Here is an 18,953-nt window from a genome sequence, read left to right on the forward strand (position 1 = left end):
AAGGAAGCCGCAAAATTTGGCAAGCGTTATAAGCGAAAATAAAATAGTTTTGCCCCCTTGCGCAAACCCGCTAATATCACGCCGTTGGCCCTCTTTTACATGCCATGAACCGATTTTCGAGTCTTCGGGTTCGCATGGTCGGGATTGTTTTTCTGGCCATGATTCCGGCTTTGGCCGTGCTGGCGTATGCAAAGTTAAGCTGGCTCTGGCCGGGTTTTTGCATCGGTTTGTTCGCGCTCGGGGCCGCGTGGCTCGGCGGCGAACTCTTTATCCTCCGTCAACTCAAGTCCATACAAATTGCCGCGCGCAAACTCGCCGCCGGCGATCTTTCGACCCGCACCGGCCTGCGCGATGAACCCACCGAACTTGGCGAACTCGCCCATTCGCTCGACAGCATGGCCGAAATGCTGCAACGCCAAACTGAGGAACACGAACGCTCGGAGGAATCGCTGCTCGATCGCGCCCACCAGCAAACCGCCATCGCCGCGCTGGGCCAACTGGCGCTGGTCACCTCGGATTTGCCCACGCTTCTCAATCAGGCGGTTATCCTCGTCGCGCAAGCGCTGGCGGTTGAATACTGCCAGGTGTTGCAACTCCTTCCCGACCGAAAGGAACTGCTGCTGCTCGCCGGAACGGGCTGGCGGGAAGACGCCGTCGGCATGGTTCGCGAAGCTGCCGATACCGGTTCGCAAGCTGGTTTTAGCATAACGTCTGGTGAACCGGTCGTGATTGCGGACTTGCGCAGCGAGACGCGGTTTCAGCCCGATAAATTATTACTGGATCATGGCATAGTCAGCGGCGTCACCATTATTATTCAGGGACACCAAAGGCCGTTTGGCGTGCTCGGAGTCTTCACGACGCAGCCGCGCGTGTTCAGCGAGGAGGAAGTTCATTTTCTCCACACCATCGGTACGTTGCTGGCGATGACTCTCGAACGACAGCGCACGGAACCCGAAATCCAAAAACTCGCCGCGTTCGCCAAGTTCAATCCCAATCCAGTGCTGGAATTTTCGAGCGACGGCAAACTCACCTACTTCAACGACGCCGCGCAAAAAATGGCCGAGTTGCTCGACCGCGAACATCCCGAGTCGTTGCTGCCGCCGAATACCGTGGACATCGTGCAAACGTGCCTCGCCACCGGCGAAAAACATCTGCAAGTCGAAACGCGCCCCGGCACCCGCATTTTGTCGTGGTCATTTTTCCCCGTCACTGCGAGCCACGCGGTTCATTGTTACGTGGAAGATAATACCGACCGCGCGAGCCTCGAAGAACAGTTGCGCCAGGTGCAAAAGATGGAATCGGTCGGGCAACTCGCGGCGGGCGTCGCGCATGACTTCAATAATATTCTCACCATCATCCAGGGGCATTCGGGATTGTTGATGTCGCGGCCCAATCTTTCCCCGGCAATGACCACATCCATTCAAGCCGTTTCCTTTGCCGCCGAACGCGCCGCGAGTCTCACGCGCCAGCTCCTCATGTTCAGCCGCAAACAGGTCATGCAGACCAAACCGATTGACCTCAAAGAAATCGTCACGAACATGAGCAAGATGCTCCAGCGGCTCATCGGCGAAACTATCGTGCTCCATTGCGAATATCCGCCGCATCTCCCTCCCATCAAAGGCGACGCCGGCATGATGGAACAAATCCTCATGAACCTCGCGGTCAATGCGCGCGATGCCATGCCCCGGGGCGGCGACCTCACGATCAAGACCGAGCCCGCCGTCATCAATGAAACGCATGCCAAGCTGCACGCAAATGCGCGCGTCGGAAATTTCGTTTGCCTGAATGTGCAGGATACCGGCACTGGCATGGACGCCGCCACGATGAAACGCATCTTCGAGCCGTTTTTCACGACGAAGGAAGCTGGTCGCGGCACGGGTCTTGGCCTCGCGACGGTTTATGGCATCGTCAAACAACACGCCGGTTGGATCGAGGTGCAAAGCCAGGTCGGTCGCGGCACGACTTTCAAAATCTTCTTTCCCATATCCGAACGTGTCGCCGAATCGCAAACGGAATTTATCGTGCCCACCACGCAAGTCCGTGGCGGCGGCGAAACGATTTTGGTGGTCGAAGACGAACCGGTCTTGCGCGACCTGGCGAAAGTCATTCTTCAGGATTGCGGTTACACCGTTATCCCCGCCGCGTCGGGCGTGGAGGCGCTCACCGTTTGGCAAAAACATCAGGCGGCGGTTGACCTGCTGCTCACGGACATGATCATGCCCGACGGCCTCTCCGGCAAAGACCTCGCCGAATCTTTGCTCGGCCATAAGCCCAGCCTCAAAGTCATCTTCACCAGCGGCTACAACGTGGACGACCTCGGCGCCGACCTCGTCAAAAACAACGGCGCGCAATTTTTGCAAAAACCCTACAGCCGGATCACACTGGCGCAGGCGGTAAGAAATTGTTTGGACGCGTAATCAAAGGGGCATCGTCACGCGACAGATGCAAAAATCGCATCCAAATATTCCTGCGTCTTTAGCGAGGCATTGACATACTCGGCGCGCTTCTGAGCATTTCCGCTCGCGGCAAGTTCAGCAAAATCTTCAATCATCGAAACTTCCTGCGCTACGTTTGCCGGTGTGGAAATAAATTTCGCATCCTTGCGCGTGTCCATGCCCGTGCGATGGGTGTAACCAATCGGCACGTTCGGTTTTCCAAACGCAAAACTTCCCGGCCAATCCAAAACGAAATCGTCCATCGTGATAAAACCGCTGGTGCCGAGCAGTTCCAAATCCATCACCACCGTCCCCGCCGTATAACCGATGTCAAAAGTCGAAATCTCACCGCTGTCGAATGCAATGAGCCCCGACGCGCGGATGATCGCGCCGTTTTTTGGATCAAGTTCCGGCACGGTCAACGCTTTCGTCACGCGCCCTTGCGGACGCAGATATTCCACCAGCGCGCGAATCGAGTACCACGCCATGTCGCCCAGCGCGGTCATTGGCTCCTGCTTTTTGTCGAACCGGATATTATTCCGGTTCGTGATCGGGAAATAAAAAATCGTGTGCAACGATTTCGGTGAACCGATTTTCTCCGCGCTCGCGGCGCGAATGGCCGCCGTTCGCGGATGATGCACAAAATGGGTCGCGTCCATGAACACCACGTCCTTCGCTTCCGCCGCCTTCGTCATGCGCAACACCGACGCCGTATTCGCAAATGGCTTGTCCACCAGCACGTGCTTGCCCGCAGCAATCGCCGCCAGCGCAATCTCCTCCTTCGCCACCGTTGGCGTCGCGACATAAATCGCGCCGACATCTGCACGTTTCAGCAACGCCTCCCAACCTTCCACCGCGACGGCGCCCTCGCGCTTGGCGATAAAATTCTTCGCATTCTCCAGGCGACGGCTGGACACCGCCGTTAATTTTGCATTCTTCGATTTCGCAATCGCATCCGCCACCACCGCCGCGATCGCTCCGGGTCCCACAATCCCAAATCCAAGCTCAGAAGTTTCCATAAATTTATGTGAGCAAGAAAATAATCCTTCACCACGCCAGCTGTATATCAAATTGTGCGCGCCGAAAGTTTGTGGAACATCGCCTACTTCCGCAAAATTTTCTCTCCAACTTGCCTGCCATTGGTCTTCTCGCATCAGTCCTCCGCGCCTCCGCGTCTCCGCGGTTAAATGATGTGTGTCCTGCGTTCTCACGACACACTTCCCACTTGCCAATCGCTCTTAAAACCTTCTAATCACCGCATGAACCACCGCTCCATTTTTCTGGCGATTGCCGCCGCAGGATTTACCGCTATTTCCACTTGCGCACAAAACAGCGATGCCTCGCTCGGCATTTTCAGCGGCCAAAATGACATTGGCGATACCGCCCTGATCGGCTCGGGAAAGTTCGATGCCGCCAAAGGCACTTACCAAGTCACCGGCGGCGGCGGCAATATGTGGTTCACCAACGATGCTTTTCATTTCGTCTGGAAAAAAGTTTCCGGCGATGCCTCGCTCGCCGCTGATATTTCGTTCGTCGGCACGGAGGGCAATCCGCATCGCAAAGCCTGTCTGCTCATCCGCCAAAATCTGAACACCGATTCTCCTTACGCCGACGCCGCCGTTCACGGCAGCGGCCTCACGTCTCTGCAATGTCGCGAGACCGGCAACGCCACAACGCGCGAAATCCAGGCGAATATCATCGGCCCAACGCGCTTGCGCATCGAGAAACACGGTAATTATGCGACAATTTCCGTCGCGGAAAAAAACGGGCAGCTTCATCCCGCCGGTGGCGCTTTTGAACTGCATCTCGACGGTCCCTATTACATCGGCCTCGGCGTTTGCGCCCATGATAACGCGACGAACTGCCAGGCTATTTTTAGCAACGTCCAGTTCGCCGAGGAAAAACCGCCCGTTGCCTCAACCAAGCTCACCACTTACAGTACGCTCGAAACGGTCGCGATTCCTTCCTTCGATCGCCGCGCCATTTATTTCACGACCAATCATATCGAAGCGCCGAATTGGTCGCGCGATGGCTCTTACTTTTTGTTCAACGGCGGCGGCCATATCTACCGCCTGCCAGTTGAAGGCGGCGAACCGATCAAGCTCGACACCGGCTTCGCGATTCATTGCAACAATGATCACGGCATTTCGCCCGACGGAAAATTTCTCGCCATCAGCGATGGGACGAAGGAAAAAAAATCGCTGGTTTACATCGTGCCCATTGACGGCGGCACGCCCCGGCAAATCACCAAACTTGGGCCGTCGTATTGGCATGGCTGGTCCACGGATGGCGACACGCTGGTTTTCTGTGGCCAGCGAAATGATGAATTCGATGTCTATTCCATTCCCGCCGCCGGTGGCGAAGAGAAGCGCCTCACAACCGCGCCCGGCCTGGACGATGGCCCGGAATTTTCACCGGACACGCAATATGTTTATTTCAATTCCGAGCGCACCGGCCAAATGCAGATCTGGCGCATGGCTCCCGACGGCTCGCACCCCGAGCAAATCACGTCTGACGAATATAATAATTGGTTCCCGCACCTTTCGCCGAACGGCAAATGGCTGGCGTTTCTTTCCTATGATAAAACGGTCACCGGCCATCCCGAAAACAAAACCGTCCTGCTGCGCCTGATGCCCGCCGAAGGCGGAAAAATCCAAGTCATCGCAAAACTCTTCGGCGGCCAGGGCACGATCAACGTCCCTTCGTGGTCGCCCGATAGCACGAAGCTCGCGTTCATGAGTTACCAGATTGCGCCTTAAAAAGAAAAGCCGAGTTGAACCGCGGAGATACGGAGGCGCGGAGGTCCTTGCGGACGGCCAAAGGGAGAAAGACTTACAGGTACGGATTGAACACTGAAAAAGCCTAACTTCAGAATCTCATCCGTGTTTCTTCAGTGTTCCATCCGTGGCTAAAAAATTATCCTATTGCAACATCCATCCGGGTTTAATTTCTCCGTCAAGATCGGTAGATTGTGCGCCGTGCAAAAATTTTCGTTCGGCCAGGATGCCGATCATTGCAGCGTTGTCGGTGCATAAATCGCGCGCGGCCAGGCGAAGTTTTAATTTCTTGCGAGCGCAGGCATCTTCGAGTTCTTTGCGTAATGCCCGGTTGCACGTCACCCCGCCGGATGCCGTCACGCACTTCACTCCCAGCCGTTCAGCCGCGCGCATGGTTTTTGTCACCAGCACTTCCACAATCGCAGCCTGTACGCTCGCGCATAAATCATTTAGCTGGCCCGCATTTTCGAGCGTTGCCGGATGATCACGGATGAAATAGCGCGCCGAAGTTTTCAATCCGCTGAAACTGAAATCGTCGCTGGCATCCTTCAACATCGGACGCGGAAAATCGAAAGCCGGCTTGCCTAACGCGGCCAGCCGGTCAATCTCCGGCCCGCCGGGATACGGCAGCCCGATCATTTTCGCGACTTTGTCAAAACATTCCCCGGCGGCATCGTCAATGGTCGAGCCCAACACGTGATGTTCCAACTCCGACTTCACATGCACGAGCATCGTGTGACCGCCGCTGACGATCAGCGAGATGTTCGGCTCAAAGGCGTCGAAATCCGCAACGGGCGGTTCGCCGGAAATCCATGGGGAATACAAATGCGCTTCGTGATGATGAATTCCAAGAAACGGTTTGCGCAAAACGAAAGCCAGCGATTGCGCGGCCTTGAGTCCAAGCAGCAATGCGTTCGGCAAACCCGGCCCCTGCGTTGCGGCGACCGCGTCCAAATCCTTCGCCGAAATATTCGCGTCCCCCATCGTCGCGCGCGCGATGGGCAGCAGATTTCTCAAGTGCTCACGCGCCGCCAGTTCCGGCACCACGCCGCCGTATTCGGCATGGAGTTCGATTTGCGAAGCCACCAAGCTCGCCAGCACCCTGCCCTCGCGAATCACCGCGACGCTGGTTTCGTCGCAGGAGGTTTCAATCGCAAGCAGGGTCATGAAAATGTGCGGCGCACAGATGGACGCTCGCGATGACGAAACATTTTACTTCTCGTTCGCCGCCATTTTCTCCGGCTGCTTCGCGGAGTGATGCGTGTAGAACAAAATGCCGCGCAGCAAATCCGTCGCACGTTCCAACTGCACATCATGGGAATTACGCAATTCCTCCTGCTGCTTGTCCGTCAAAGTTTCCAATCCCGGACGGCTCTTCATCCGCACGGCAAGCTCTTCGTCATCCGACATCGGCACGATGGAATCCGGCGTGATACCCTGCCCGTGAATGACCTTGTGGCTCGGCGTATAGTACTTGGCCGTCGTCAACCGCAGCGCCGAACCGTCTTCCAGTGGCAGGATGCTTTGCACGGAACCCTTGCCGAAAGTTCTTTCGCCCAAAATTTCCGCGCGATGATAATCCTGCAAACAACCGGCGACGATTTCCGACGCGCTCGCGCTGTTCACATTGACCAAAATCACCATCGGCATGCCGTTCAATTCATCGCCGTGGCCGGTGGAAAAACGCTTCGAGTCCTGCGAATGATTTTGGCCCTCGGTCGAAACGATGAGCGAGCCGCGCGGCAAGAATTTTTGGCAAACATCCACCGCCTGATCCAGCAACCCGCCCGGATTCCAACGCAAGTCCAGCACGAGACCCTGCATGCCTTCCTCTTTTAATTTGCGCAACGCCTTCTCCAAATCATCGCTGGTTTTTTCACCGAATTGCACGAGGCGCACGTAACCGATCTTGTTTTCGCCCAGCGGAAATTCTTTTTTGTTATTGATGTCCTTGACCATGTCCACCTTGATGATGGCGCGCTTGAGCGTGAGGTCTTTTGTCACGCCAGTGGACGGACGGAAAGTCGTGATCGTCACTTCCGTGCCCGGCTCGCCGCGAAGATGCTGCACGGCTTCCTGCAATCCCAATTCCTCGGCGCTCTTGCCGTCAATTTTCACGATGCGATCGCCGGGCTGGATGCCCGCCTTGTAACCTGGCGTGTCTTCCATCGGCGCGAGCACGGTCACATATTTTTCCTTCATCTCGACCATGATGCCCAGCCCACCGAATGCGCCCTGGGTGTCTTTCTGCAAATCCTCATACTTGGACGGTTCCATGAATTCGCTGTGCGGGTCGAGCGTATTAATCATTCCTTTCAACGCGCCATAGACGAGTTCCTGGTAAGTCAATTTTTTGCCGTCCACATAATCTTTGCGAACCTTCTCGAGCACGTAGGAAAAAAGTTGGAGACTGGGATAGGCCGAATCCTTTTCCGCCGCCCCGGCGGAACGCACGTAAATGCGCGCGCCAATCATCAGATTCGTTGCCAATAAAATTACAATCAGACCGTAAATCAACCGTTTCTTCATAAAATTCGCAAATGCCTTCCGCACACAGTAAATCTCGCCCACCCAATTTGCAAACTCCTTATCCTTTCACGAATGTAATAGACCGCGCGCCACGCGGGTTGGCCACACGATTACGCCGTCTTCAAAAGCAGTTCTATATAAGCCAAATCTGCGGGCACGGTCACTTTGGGATTTGGGCCAGTCGTTGGCACGAGCCGGACTGGTTGCCCGATTAATTCGCACGCGGCGGTGTCATCGGTCACTTGTAATCCGCGTTCGCGAACCGCCGTCAATGCGCGTCGAATGACTTCGATTTGGAATGTCTGCGGGGTTTGCACCGCCCAAAGCCGCGAGCGATCGAGCGTGCGGCTGATGACTTTTCCATCGGCACTTTCCTTGATGGTATCGCTCACGGGCTGGCCGGTGACGGCTGCGCCCATTTCTCGCGCGGCGATAATCGTCGCTGTGATCAATGCCTCGCTCGTGCACGGACGTGCGCCGTCCTGGATTGCTACGATTTTGGCTTGTGGTGAGACGGCTTGCAAACCATTCCAAACCGAGTCCTGCCGTTCCGCGCCGCCCGCGACGAATCGCAACGGCTTTCGCCAGCCATATTCTTTCGCCAAATCTTCAAATGCGCTTTGCATCCCTTCGCGCACGACAACCACCACTTCGTCCACTTCATGGGCGCGGACGAATCGTTCAATCGTATGCCCCACCACCGGCCGGCCGGCGACTTCCAAAAATAGTTTGTCAATATTCGGCCCCATGCGGGTGCCTTTGCCGGCGGCGACGATAATGGCGGATACCATGCTGGTGATTTAGCGTCTCAAACGCGCGTCGTCGAATGAAATAAAAGGCCGAGGCTCGGCATCGCTAATGCAATAGCGGCAGCGGATTGGGTTCCCGCATGAGCTTCGCATCCAGATCGAGATAAAAATCCATGCGCTGCTCCGTTTCGCGGGGATCTACTTCCCGCGCCATTAATATATAGGTCGCGTAATGATTGCCTTCCGATTCGACCAGGCTGGCGTAGAAATCGGCCAGCTTCGAATCTATCGGTTTGAGCGCGCTTGCGAGAAATTGAAATTTCTCACAACTGCGGCCTTCGATGAACGCGCAGCAAATCAAATGATCAATCACCTGATGGCGCTGGCCGTTACGCACCGAGCGCATCAAACCGGTGATCCAGGGACTTGGAAACGGCTGCCCAAAAGAAATCCCCCGCTCTTTCAACAACGCGAGCACCAGTTGAAAATGCTGCAACTCCTCGATGGCAATCGCGTTCAACTCGCCGACGCGCGGATAAAGGTCGCGATACTTTTCAAGATTCAAAGCCGTCGTCGCTGCTTTGCGTTCCAGATGCGCGTGATCCACCAATACGGCCGGCAAGTTTGCCAGCACCTTGGGCATCCAATCTGCGGGAACTTTTTCACGAAACAAAAGCATGGGAGACTTTTAGCTTTCGCCTGCGTGGCCGCAAGCGCGAAAAATAAACCGCAAAGCAAAAGAAGTTTGAATGCGCGTGCGCATTGACATCGGGCAATATTGCGTCAAAGTTGGTGATTATACGATTTGCGGGAAGATGTACATATGTTGAAACCTACTTTGCTCCTGGTTGAAGATGAGGAAGATGACGTCTTTTTTTTCAAGCGCACGCTTGAAAAATCCGGCGCTTCTTTTTCAATTCATCGCGCTTCCAACGGGGCCGAGGCCATTGAATTTATCCGGAAGTGCGCCAGTACGGACTTGCTTCCGCAGATTATCTTTTTGGATTTGAAGATGCCGGTGTTGAATGGTTTCGATTTTCTCGACTGGCTGCAAAAACAGAATCTTGCTAGTGCCATCCCGACAGTTGTGTTAAGCGGTTCCGAGCAGCAAAAGGATATTGACCGCGCGCGTCAACTGGGGGCGACGGATTATTTGGTGAAACCCATCCGCGTTTTTGATCTCAATCGCGTTCTGCGGGACGTCCTCGGCTTCACCGGCGTCGTTCCTGTGACAGCCGGAGTCAAGCCTTGAACAATCGGAACGCCACTGGCCTGGACGCGGAATTGCTCAACGATTTCTTTGCCGAGGCGGATGAGCATTTACTGGGCATTCGCCAGGCGTTGCTGCAACTGGAAGCTTCAGTAAACAAAGCCCAGCCAGACCCCAAGGTCGTCGAAAATCTCTTTCGCAATTTCCATTCTTTCAAAGGCATCTCCGCCATCGTTGGCTTGGGCGCGGCGGAAGCCGTGGCGCATACCACGGAAGATTTTCTGCGCCTGATGCGCAGCGGCAAAACGCAGCTATCGGCGAAGGGTCTGGAAGTGCTTATGGCCGCGACGCAAAAGCTGGAGCAGTTGGTCGCCGCTTTTCGTCAGCAAAAACCCTTGCCAAGTTATGAATCGCTGCTGGCCGAATTGAAGCAGCAATGTGAAACGCCGTCTGATTCCGAACCGGTCACCAAATTGCCCACCGCGCCGATGGCGGCTTCGGATACGACCCTTTGGACCAGCGTGGACGAAGCACGGTCGCGCGGTTTGCAGCTTTGGAAATACGCCTTTACGCCTTCCAAAAAAATAAACGCGCAGGGTGTGAACGTGAACACGGTTCGCGAACAACTTTTGAAAGTCGGCGAGATTCTCAAGTCAACGCCCATCATCAAGGCCCAGGGCGAAATTGTTTTTGAATTTTTGATCGCCGCGCGAAATGCGCCGACGGACATCGCCGATTGGGAAACCCGGGGAGTCACGATTCAATTATTGCCGCAGGAGGAAACCGAAATCCCGGCGGCATCGCCGGAAGAGGAAACGCACAATCCATTTCTCGCGCCATCCCACGTCGTGCGGGTGGACCTGAAAAAGCTCGATGAATTGATGCGCATCACGGGCGAGATGGTCATTCATCGCTCGCGATTGGAGACGCAGATCGCGCAATTAAATCGCGACTCCCGCCGCGTGGACCTGCGCGCGGTGCAGGAAGTCAGCGGCGGTCTGGGCCGTTCTTTGCGTGAATTGCGCGAGGCCATCACGCGAGTCCGTCTCGTGCCGGTCGCAGAAATTTTTGCGCGCATGCCTTTTGTGGTGCGCGACTTGGCGCGGCAATCCGATAAGAAAGTTCAGCTTAAACTCGAGGGCCAGGACACGGCGATGGATAAATATCTCATCGAACGGCTCAAGGATCCCCTGCTCCACCTGGTGAGAAATGCTTTCAGTCACGGCGTTGAAACCACCGCCGAACGCGTGGCGATGGGAAAACCCGAAACCGCCGTCATCGAATTGCGCGCGTCGAATGCGGGCGATTCGGTCATCATCGAAGTGCGTGACGATGGCCAAGGCATCAATCCCAATGCCATTTTGCAACAGGCAAAAAAACTGGGACTGGAAATTCCGGAGGTGCTCGATAATGAAGCGATTCTCAAAATACTTTGCGCTTCCGGTTTCTCCACTCGCGACGACGCGGATCGCGCGGCTGGCCGCGGCGTCGGCATGGCCGTCGTCAATGCTACGGTTCGCGAACTGGGAGGCAGTCTGACTTTGGAAAGCGAAGAAGGGCGTGGAACACGCTTCACTTTGCGGCTGCCTTTGACGCTCGCGATCGCGGAAACTCTAATCGTCGAGGCGGGGGGCCAGACCTGCGCCGTGCCGCAGAGTTCCGTTCGCGAAGTTTTGCACGTGCAGGATGAACAAATTAAAACCGTAAATGGAGTTGAGGCAATTCCTTATCGCACAGCCGTGCTGCCGGTGATTCGATTGACTGGACTTTTCCGGCTCAAGAATGTATCAAAGCCCAAACACTGCTTGCTGGTTATCGAATCCGAGCGCGGCAGCATCGGGCTGCTTGCCGATCAAATTTTGGGGCAGCGTGAGGTTGTCGTTCGCGTTTTGCGGGATCCGCTGGTTCAAGTCAAAGGCATCAGCGGCGCGACGGAATTGGGCGACGGCAAACCGGTTTTAATCTTGGATGGCGCCGCGCTGACTTCCGGCAACGTCCGTCCGCCTGAGCGGTTTAACACGCCCGCTAAAACCAGCATGTGATAGCGCAATGATAACATGAGTGATAATGTCGAATCCTACGTCCTGTTTGAACTCGCGGATAATGTCTATGCGCTGCCCAGCCGCAATGTCCTGCATATCGAGATGTTCGAGCACGTGACGCTGGTTCCCAATGCCAATCCCGCGATAGACGGCGTCGTTTTTTCGCGCGGCCAAGTGATGCCCGCCTTGAACCTGCGCGTGCGTTTCGGCCTTCCACGCGAAAAAAATACGGTGCGGACGCGCATTATTTTTACCACGATTCATGATCGCGCGGTGGGACTCATTGTGGATTCGGCGCGCGAATTTCGCTCCTTCCCGGCCAGCGAACTTCGTCCCGTTGAGGAAACCTTGACCGGAATCAACGACAAATATTTGCGGGCCGTGGTGAAGTTGCGCGAGCGCGTGGTTCTTATTTTGGACCTCGAGGCCGTGTTGAATTTGAATGATGTTCAACTCCCGTCCGAGGCTTTGACCCTGGTTGAAAATACGACTTCAAAAGTATAGTTATGCCTAGAAACAATTCTCCTTCCAAACTTCAAACCGCCAACGGAACTTCGCGCCAGACCGCCGATGCCGATCATGTGCGCACCCTGCTCGCGAGCGTGACCAAAAGTTTGGATGCGCAAAACGCCGTCCTGGATGAGACCACCACTGAAACCAACGAACTGGCCCGCTCGCTGAAAGTCACCGCCACCCAGACGACCTCCGTGACCGGCTCGACCGAAGAAACGGCGTCGTCCATAAACGAAATCGCCGCCTCAGCGGAACAAATTTCCGCGAATATTGCGCAAGTGGCAGCCAGCGCCACCGAGACCACCGCCGCCGCAAAACAACTGTCCGGATCGATTCAGGGCGTGGCCAAATCCGCGCAAGAGATGGTCACATCCGGCGAGGAAATTCGGACCGCTATGGAAGAAATCGCCGCGTCCGGCAAATCCATGCGGCGCGATTCCGAAGACCTCGCCGCGAGCATCGCCGAGAATGCCGCTGCCATCGAAGAGATGGGGCAATCCATCAAAACCGTTTCGCGCAGCAGCGAAGACCTTGCGGTTGCCGCCGAGGAGACTTCATCTTCCATCAATGAAATGGCGGCTTCCATTGAAGAAGTCGGCGGCATGAGTGAAAGCCTCGCCACGTCGGTTGAAGAGACCAGCACGTCCATCGAGCAAATGGCCCGCCAGATTCAAGGCGTGGCGAAGAATGGCGAAGTCATCAAACAGGTCGCCGCTGATGCCGCTGCCAACGCCGCGCAAATGGAGCAAACCAGCGGTTCGGTCAATTCATTGATCAAGCGCACCGAAGAAATTTCCCGCAAGGTTTCGCGGCAGGCTCAGGAAGGCGGCGAGACCGTGCAAAAATCCATCGAAGGCATCGCCCGGGTGGCGACTGCCATGACTCAGTCAACCACTGTCATGCGCGAACTCAACAAGCGCACTCGCGACATCACCGGAATTGTCAGCACGATCAATGTCATCGCCGAGCGCACCAATTTGCTTTCGCTCAACGCTTCCATTGAGGCGGCGCGCGCGGGCGAGGCTGGCCGCGGGTTCGCCGTGGTGGCGGAGGAGATTCGCAATCTGGCCGACCGTTGCGCCAAGGCCACCGCTGAAATCACCGAGATCGTGCGCGGTCTGGAAGACGCGACCCGCGAGGCGACCGAAGCCTCCAATGCGGGCGGCCGCATCGCCGAGGAAAGTAGCCGGCTTTCTCAAGTGGGACTGGACGGGTTGAAAACTATCTTGACAGGAATCACCGAAAGCTCCGCCTTGATTTCGCAAATCAGCCGCGCGTCGGATGAGCAGAGTGTCGCCGTGAAAAAAGTAGGCGAGTCCATCGGATCGGTCACAACCCAGGTGCGGGAAATCGCCGTGAATACTTCCGAACAGGCGAAAGGCGCCGCGCAAATCGTCCAGGCCACCGCGCAAATCCGCAAGGGAGCCAAGGAAGTTTCTCAAGCCAACAGCGAGCAGGCGCGGGCCGCGCGTGAGATCATCAAAGCAGCGCAGACCACCACCAACGTGGCGTCCCAGGTCAAGCGCGCGATGGTGGAGCAAGCGGCCGGCGCCGGGCAAATCGTCAAGTCCATCGAAATGATGCGCAAGGGCGCGGCCTCGACAGTCCGTTCCGTCGCCGAGCAATCCACAGCGGTGGAACAAGTGGCAAAGGAAACCGTAAGGCTGACCACGCAATTTTCCAGTGTGGCCAAGGCCATGACCGAATCGGCCAGAAATTGCCAGGAGATCACCGCGGCGGCGAGCGACCTTCAGCAACAGTCCGTGCAGGCCACGAAAGCGATGAAGGAACAGGCGCGGAACTTCAAGGGCGTGAGCACAGACGCGGCCAGCATCAGCAAGCAGATCAAACTGATTGCCGCCGCGAATGTGGAAAATTCCAAATCCACCGTCACCATCCTCACCAAAATAGAAAAAGTCCGCGAACTGTCGAAAAAGAATGGCCAGGAGGTCCGCCAAATCTCGAATGGAAACGGCAAAGGCAAAGGCGCGCCCGCGCCGCAAAGCCGCAAAGTGAAATCGCCGTCCGCAAAACCTGAAGGAAATGCCTGAGCACTGGCTTCACACCGGATAAGAGTTTTGGGCAGTTGCGAGTGCCGGACGGGATTCCGGGCCTGTTGCGTGATTTGATTCATGAACGGACGGGAATCTTTTTTGACGACGCGCGCTTATCATTATTGATCGAGAAACTCACACCGCTCGCGCAAAGCCGTGGGAATGCGTCCTTCCTCGATTATTACTACGCTCTCAAAGACAATGACACCGCCGAATGGAGCCGCGCGTGGGAGGCCCTTTCGGTTCTGGAAACCTATTTCTGGCGCGAGGCTTCGCAACTCAACGCCCTCGCGGACTTGATCGTCCCGCAATGGTTCGCGAAACGCCCCGGGCCTTTTCGCATCTGGTCGGCCGCCTGCGCTTCGGGCGAAGAACCTTTTTCTATCGCAATCGCGCTGGCCGAGGCGGGTTTCGGTTCACACCCCATCGAGATCACCGGGAGCGATGCCAATCCCGCCGCGCTGCAAAAAGCCGCGACTGCAACCTATCGGGAAAAATCTTTTCGGACTCTTCCTCTGGCGCTGCGCCAGAAATATTTTGAGACGGTTCCCGGCGGATGGAAATTAACGCCGGAAATCACCCGCCGCGTTCGCTTCAAGCGCGCGAATCTTTTTGAATCTGCCGACCTCGCCTCCCTTGCCCGCGCGCATGTCATTTTTTGCCGGAATGTTTTCATTTATTTTTCGCCTCATGCCATCCGGCAAACTGTCGCCGGCATGGCACGGCGCATGCCCTCCGGCGGACATCTGTTCGTGGGCGCGGCGGAATCGCTTTTGAAAATGACCACGGATTTTGAACTGCGGGAAATCGGCGATGCGCTGGCTTACGTGCGCATTTAAGCAGCATGAGCATTATAAAAGTTCTTATCGTTGATGATTCAGCCTTCGTCCGCAAAGTCGTGCGCGAAATGCTTTCCCGCAGTCCGCAAATCGAAGTCGTGGGCGCGGCCAGAAATGGAGAAGACGCTCTTGAAATGGCGGAAGATTTGCGCCCGGATGTCATCACTTGCGACCTGAACATGCCCGAATTGGATGGCGTTGGCTTCGTTCGCAAACAGATGGCCAAACGCTCCGTGCCTATAGTTATTTTGACGGCATCGCCGGAAGACGGCGAGCGGGTGATGGAAGCGCTTGGGGCGGGCGCGGTGGATTTTCTTCAAAAGCCCTCCACTCTGGCCAATGACGATCTTTTTCTGATCCGGGATCAACTGATGGAGAAGGTGAAAGATGCCGCGCGCGCATCCGCGCGGGTGTTGCCGCTGTCGAAACCTGAAACTGTGCCGGAGCGTCCCCTGACCGTCCGCGCCAAGGCCAAATTTGACGTGGTCGTGCTGGGCACCTCGACTGGTGGCCCACAGGCACTGCGTTATTTAATTCCCCAATTTGCCGCCGGATTTCCGGTGCCGTTGATAATGGTGTTGCACATGCCGGTGGGTTATACGGCGAGCTTTGCCGAAAAACTGGCGGAAATCTCTGCGCTTCCCGTGAAGGAAGCGAGCGACGGCGACATCATCAAAGCGGGCGAAGTATTGCTTGCCCCGGCTGGGCGCCATTTGAAACTCGAGCGTCATTCCAATCGCGAGGTATGCGTGCGGCTTTCACTCGAACCGGTGGACAAACCCCATCGGCCGTCCGTGGATGTGCTTTTTCAATCCGCCGCGCAGGTTTATGGCGACCGAGTTTTGGGTGTGGTCATGACTGGCATGGGCGATGACGGCAAAGCCGGATCCGCCTGGATAAAAGCCGAAGGCGGAATGGTTTTGACCGAGTCCGAAGAAACCTGCATTATTTACGGGATGCCTCGTTCCGTCGCCGAAGCGGGATTAAGCGATGCAGCGGTGCCGCTCACCTCACTGGCGAAGGAAATCAGCGAACGATTATGAAAAGCAAAATTTTGGTGGTGGACGATTCCAGTCTGGCGCGCCGCCTGACGCGCAGAATCCTGGAGGAATTGGGGTATGAAGTGGAAGAAGCGGCGGACGGCGCGGAAGCGCTGGAAAAATACGCGATCAACGGCCACGATCTCGTCGTGCTCGATCTGGTCATGCACGGCATGTACGGCGTGGACGTGCTGCAAAAATTTCAGGAGTTAAATCCAAAGTTGCCGGTCATCATCGCCACGGCGGATATCCAGCGCTCCACTCGCGACCAGGTGAAAAGCGCCGGTGCAGCCGCCATCATCAACAAACCTTTAGACAAAGATAGTTTATCCGAGATTCTCGACGTCGTGCTCGCGGGAGGAACCGTATGGAACTAACTTCCAGCCAGAAGGACGCGTTGACGGAACTGATCAATATCGGTTATGCCCGTGCCGCCGCCGCTCTCTCCGATCTGACGGGACATCGCATCACGCTTGAAGTTCCCGAAGTGGGCATTTATCTCATCCCGGAGATTTCCGAAAAGCTGACGGGAGTGATCAAGGGCGAAGTGGCGAGCGTCAATCAGGTGTTTTCGGGGCCAATCACCGGCAACGCCATATTGCTTTTGGATCGCGAAGCCGCCGTGCTTCTCAATCAAGTGCTCACCGACCGGCCGGAGGTGAAGGGCTTCGATGGCGCCGCCCGCGAAGTCATCACGGAAGTCGGCAACATCGTCTTGAACGCCTGTCTTGGAGCGTTCGGCAATCTTTTGAAAGTGCAGGTGACTTTCACAGTTCCTTCGCTGCAAATCGAACTGATGGAAAAGGTGCTCAAATCCATTACCGTCTCTGACCGCAGCCTTGAATACGCCTTGCTGGTGCATACCAGTTTTCACATGCGCGTCCGCGATGTCAGCGGATATTTGGTCATCATTTTGGGCGTCACGTCGCTGGAGACACTCCTCGATGAATTAAAAAAGTGGGAAGACCGCGAATTGAGCTAATATACGTTTGAATGTCGAGCCCGGAAGATAATCAAGCCTCAAAAAGAGAAACTGCCCTGCTGGCGTGGATTCAGCAAACCGCTCCCTACGGCGTATTCACGCTGGACACCTCGTTTCGGGTTCAAAGTTGGAACGGCTGGATGGAAACGCACAGTGGTATTCGCTCCGCCGAAATTATCGGCAAGGAAATTTTTACGCTCTTTCCTGATTTGCGCGATCGCAAACTGGTTTCACCTTTTGAACGCGCATTGAACGGCGAGTCGAGCGTGCTTTCGACCGCGCTGCACCGGTATCTTCTGCCGTTTGCATCGCCCTTGCGCGAACTGGAAGGCCACATGCGCCAGACGGCGCGTATCACTCCGCTGGTGCTGGACCGCGCCGTGTGCGGCGTGGTGGTCGTGATCGAAGACGTGACTCAGCGGGAAAATCAGGCCGAGGCCTTGAGCCGCCAGCATCGCCGTGATGAAGTGCTGTCATGGGCTCTGGCACATCTCCTCAAGGCGGACGAACCCAAGAAAACCATCCGCCAGCTTTTCTTCAAAATCGCCGAGCACCTGGACTTCGATACTTTTTTTCTTTATTTCCGCGATATGGCCACGGGAGCGCTCGGCTTGTATGCGGCGGGCGGCATCGCACCTGGACTGGAAAAAGATTTTGCGGAATATCCGTTGCTCGCGGCCGTAGCCGACAAGCGTGAGATGGTTATTTTTGATGACGTTCAAAAACATTCGGAGCCCGAATATGCCATCTTGAAAAATGCGGGCATCGCCGCCGCCGTCGCCATTCCGCTTTTCGCCAATGATCACCCCATCGGCCTGCTTTGTTTCGCCACCTGGAGCCGCAAGACCATCGCCACTGACGAATCCGATTTGTTGACGACGATTGCCCAGTATCTCGCCACCGCGGTGGATCGGGAAAATACCAGTCTCGAATTGCAGCGCGCCAAAGAGCAACTGTCCAACGACGCTCAACTTTTGGAACAAAAAGTCCAGGAACGCACGTCCCGTTTGCAGGAAACCATTTCTGAACTCGAAACTTTTTCCTACACGCTCGCGCACGATCTGAAAGCGCCCGTTCGCGGCATGGTCGGTTACTGCGAAGTTTTGCTGGAAGATTTTGCCGGCGTTCTCCCTCCTGATGCCAGCGCCATCATCGAAAAATTAGCGCGCACTCCCAAACGCATGGAGGCGCTCATCCATGACTTGCTGCATTTTAGTGAAGTCTCGCGGCAGGAAGTCCTGCTGGGACCCGTCGAGGTTGCGCCGATCATTGAAAATGTGCTGGCCCTTCGCGTCCCGGCAATTAGACAAGCTGTCACCATCGTTTCGCCGCTTCATCCGGTGCGCGCGCAAAAAGCGCTGCTGCAACAGGTCCTCTCCAATCTCATAGACAATGCGGCCAAATTCGTAAGTCCGCAGGCTAAAACGAAGATCACCATTTTTTCTGAATTGATGAGCGGGGTCACGCCCAGCACGCGGTCGCGTCCGTTATTATTCAATTCGGTTGAACCGGCGGCGCCTGACGCCGGCACACCGCCATTGGAAAACCAGGCGAGCCGCGTCCGCATTTGGGTCACCGATGAAGGCATCGGAATACCCGAGGAAGCGCACCAGAAAATTTTTGGGATCTTTGAACGCGGCGTCACTGCGGAAAGTTATGAAGGAACCGGCATGGGTCTGGCCATCGTTGCGCGAGCCATGCAACGGATGGGGGGAACCTGCGGCGTGGAATCCGAGTTGGGAAAAGGCAGCCGCTTTTGGATCGAACTTCCTGCCGTTTGAAA

At 55.9% G+C, this 18,953-nt stretch carries 16 protein-coding genes; 11 read left to right on the forward strand and 5 right to left on the reverse strand.

The window, feature by feature from the left end; translation table 11 throughout:
- Positions 1-158 precede the first annotated feature (158 nt).
- Entirely contained in the window at positions 159-2,417 is a 2,259-nt protein-coding gene (locus tag VH413_20465; protein HEX3801077.1) for an ATP-binding protein, read from the forward strand.
- Between the two features lie 14 nt (positions 2,418-2,431).
- On the opposite strand, the gene VH413_20470 is transcribed toward VH413_20465, so the two are convergent.
- Positions 2,432-3,454 carry a Gfo/Idh/MocA family oxidoreductase gene (locus VH413_20470; protein HEX3801078.1) on the reverse strand — a complete coding sequence of 341 codons (1,023 nt, stop codon included), beginning with the start codon at positions 3,452-3,454 and terminating at the stop codon, positions 2,432-2,434.
- Positions 3,455-3,694: 240 nt separating this feature from the next.
- Between VH413_20470 and VH413_20475 the strand changes: the two genes are divergently transcribed.
- Positions 3,695-5,194 carry a hypothetical protein gene (locus tag VH413_20475; GenBank protein ID HEX3801079.1) on the forward strand — a complete coding sequence of 500 codons (1,500 nt, stop codon included), beginning with the start codon at positions 3,695-3,697 and terminating at the stop codon, positions 5,192-5,194.
- Between the two features lie 162 nt (positions 5,195-5,356).
- Here the strand turns inward: VH413_20475 and tsaD are convergent, their stop codons facing one another.
- From tsaD to VH413_20495, 4 genes are all read right to left on the reverse strand, one after another.
- Positions 5,357-6,379 carry a tRNA (adenosine(37)-N6)-threonylcarbamoyltransferase complex transferase subunit TsaD gene (gene tsaD / locus VH413_20480; protein ID HEX3801080.1) on the reverse strand — a complete coding sequence of 341 codons (1,023 nt, stop codon included), beginning with the start codon at positions 6,377-6,379 and terminating at the stop codon, positions 5,357-5,359.
- 45 nt (positions 6,380-6,424) lie between these two features.
- Positions 6,425-7,741: a S41 family peptidase gene (locus VH413_20485; GenBank protein ID HEX3801081.1), complete on the reverse strand. Its 1,317-nt coding sequence runs from the start codon at positions 7,739-7,741 to the stop codon at positions 6,425-6,427.
- A gap of 110 nt (positions 7,742-7,851) precedes the next feature.
- On the reverse strand, positions 7,852-8,532 hold the full coding sequence (gene ispD / locus VH413_20490; GenBank protein HEX3801082.1) for a 2-C-methyl-D-erythritol 4-phosphate cytidylyltransferase: 681 nt from the start codon (positions 8,530-8,532) through the stop codon (positions 7,852-7,854).
- A gap of 64 nt (positions 8,533-8,596) precedes the next feature.
- Positions 8,597-9,169 (reverse strand): tRNA-(ms[2]io[6]A)-hydroxylase, encoded by a 573-nt coding sequence (locus tag VH413_20495; protein ID HEX3801083.1) that lies wholly within the window; start codon positions 9,167-9,169, stop codon positions 8,597-8,599.
- Between the two features lie 144 nt (positions 9,170-9,313).
- Here VH413_20495 and VH413_20500 point away from each other — a divergent pair, with 144 nt between their 5' ends.
- From VH413_20500 to VH413_20540, 9 genes are read left to right on the forward strand one after another with little or no spacing between them, the layout of a single operon-like run.
- Entirely contained in the window at positions 9,314-9,742 is a 429-nt protein-coding gene (locus VH413_20500; GenBank protein ID HEX3801084.1) for a response regulator, read from the forward strand.
- The gene (locus VH413_20505; protein HEX3801085.1) at positions 9,739-11,742 is read left to right on the forward strand and encodes a chemotaxis protein CheA; all 2,004 of its coding nucleotides are present in this window, start codon (positions 9,739-9,741) and stop codon (positions 11,740-11,742) included. The genes VH413_20500 and VH413_20505 overlap by 4 nt, the downstream gene beginning before the upstream one ends.
- Before the next feature lie 15 nt (positions 11,743-11,757).
- Entirely contained in the window at positions 11,758-12,246 is a 489-nt protein-coding gene (locus VH413_20510; protein HEX3801086.1) for a chemotaxis protein CheW, read from the forward strand.
- Between the two features lie 2 nt (positions 12,247-12,248).
- Positions 12,249-14,306, forward strand: coding sequence for a methyl-accepting chemotaxis protein (locus tag VH413_20515; GenBank protein HEX3801087.1), 2,058 nt, complete (start codon positions 12,249-12,251; stop codon positions 14,304-14,306).
- A 41-nt stretch (positions 14,307-14,347) separates the two neighbouring features.
- Positions 14,348-15,148 (forward strand): protein-glutamate O-methyltransferase CheR, encoded by an 801-nt coding sequence (locus tag VH413_20520; protein ID HEX3801088.1) that lies wholly within the window; start codon positions 14,348-14,350, stop codon positions 15,146-15,148.
- A 5-nt stretch (positions 15,149-15,153) separates the two neighbouring features.
- Positions 15,154-16,191, forward strand: a complete 1,038-nt coding sequence (locus tag VH413_20525; GenBank protein HEX3801089.1) for a chemotaxis response regulator protein-glutamate methylesterase — start codon at positions 15,154-15,156, stop codon at positions 16,189-16,191.
- Positions 16,188-16,565, forward strand: a complete 378-nt coding sequence (locus VH413_20530) for a response regulator (protein HEX3801090.1) — start codon at positions 16,188-16,190, stop codon at positions 16,563-16,565. The genes VH413_20525 and VH413_20530 overlap by 4 nt, the downstream gene beginning before the upstream one ends.
- Entirely contained in the window at positions 16,556-17,170 is a 615-nt protein-coding gene (locus VH413_20535) for a chemotaxis protein CheC (GenBank protein ID HEX3801091.1), read from the forward strand. The genes VH413_20530 and VH413_20535 overlap by 10 nt, the downstream gene beginning before the upstream one ends.
- Positions 17,171-17,181: 11 nt before the next feature.
- Positions 17,182-18,951, forward strand: coding sequence for an ATP-binding protein (locus VH413_20540; GenBank protein HEX3801092.1), 1,770 nt, complete (start codon positions 17,182-17,184; stop codon positions 18,949-18,951).
- Positions 18,952-18,953: the final 2 nt, after the last annotated feature.

This window comes from Verrucomicrobiia bacterium (assembly GCA_036268055.1).
GTDB lineage: Bacteria > Verrucomicrobiota > Verrucomicrobiia > Limisphaerales > Pedosphaeraceae > DATAUW01.

Bases quoted from the DNA above. Each gene is read 5' to 3' on its own strand.
- VH413_20500 (HEX3801084.1), top strand. From the start codon at position 9,314: ATGTTGAAACCTACTTTGCTCCTGGTTGAAGATGAGGAAGATGACGTC.
- VH413_20465 (HEX3801077.1), top strand. From the start codon at position 159: ATGATTCCGGCTTTGGCCGTGCTGGCGTATGCAAAGTTAAGCTGGCTC.
- VH413_20525 (HEX3801089.1), top strand. From the start codon at position 15,154: ATGAGCATTATAAAAGTTCTTATCGTTGATGATTCAGCCTTCGTCCGC.
- VH413_20540 (HEX3801092.1), top strand. From the start codon at position 17,182: ATGTCGAGCCCGGAAGATAATCAAGCCTCAAAAAGAGAAACTGCCCTG.
- VH413_20515 (HEX3801087.1), top strand. From the start codon at position 12,249: ATGCCTAGAAACAATTCTCCTTCCAAACTTCAAACCGCCAACGGAACT.
- VH413_20535 (HEX3801091.1), top strand. From the start codon at position 16,556: ATGGAACTAACTTCCAGCCAGAAGGACGCGTTGACGGAACTGATCAAT.
- ispD (HEX3801082.1), bottom strand. From the start codon at position 8,532: ATGGTATCCGCCATTATCGTCGCCGCCGGCAAAGGCACCCGCATGGGG.
- VH413_20470 (HEX3801078.1), bottom strand. From the start codon at position 3,454: ATGGAAACTTCTGAGCTTGGATTTGGGATTGTGGGACCCGGAGCGATC.
- tsaD (HEX3801080.1), bottom strand. From the start codon at position 6,379: ATGACCCTGCTTGCGATTGAAACCTCCTGCGACGAAACCAGCGTCGCG.
- VH413_20510 (HEX3801086.1), top strand. From the start codon at position 11,758: ATGAGTGATAATGTCGAATCCTACGTCCTGTTTGAACTCGCGGATAAT.
- VH413_20495 (HEX3801083.1), bottom strand. From the start codon at position 9,169: ATGCTTTTGTTTCGTGAAAAAGTTCCCGCAGATTGGATGCCCAAGGTG.
- VH413_20475 (HEX3801079.1), top strand. From the start codon at position 3,695: ATGAACCACCGCTCCATTTTTCTGGCGATTGCCGCCGCAGGATTTACC.
- VH413_20485 (HEX3801081.1), bottom strand. From the start codon at position 7,741: ATGAAGAAACGGTTGATTTACGGTCTGATTGTAATTTTATTGGCAACG.
- VH413_20530 (HEX3801090.1), top strand. From the start codon at position 16,188: ATGAAAAGCAAAATTTTGGTGGTGGACGATTCCAGTCTGGCGCGCCGC.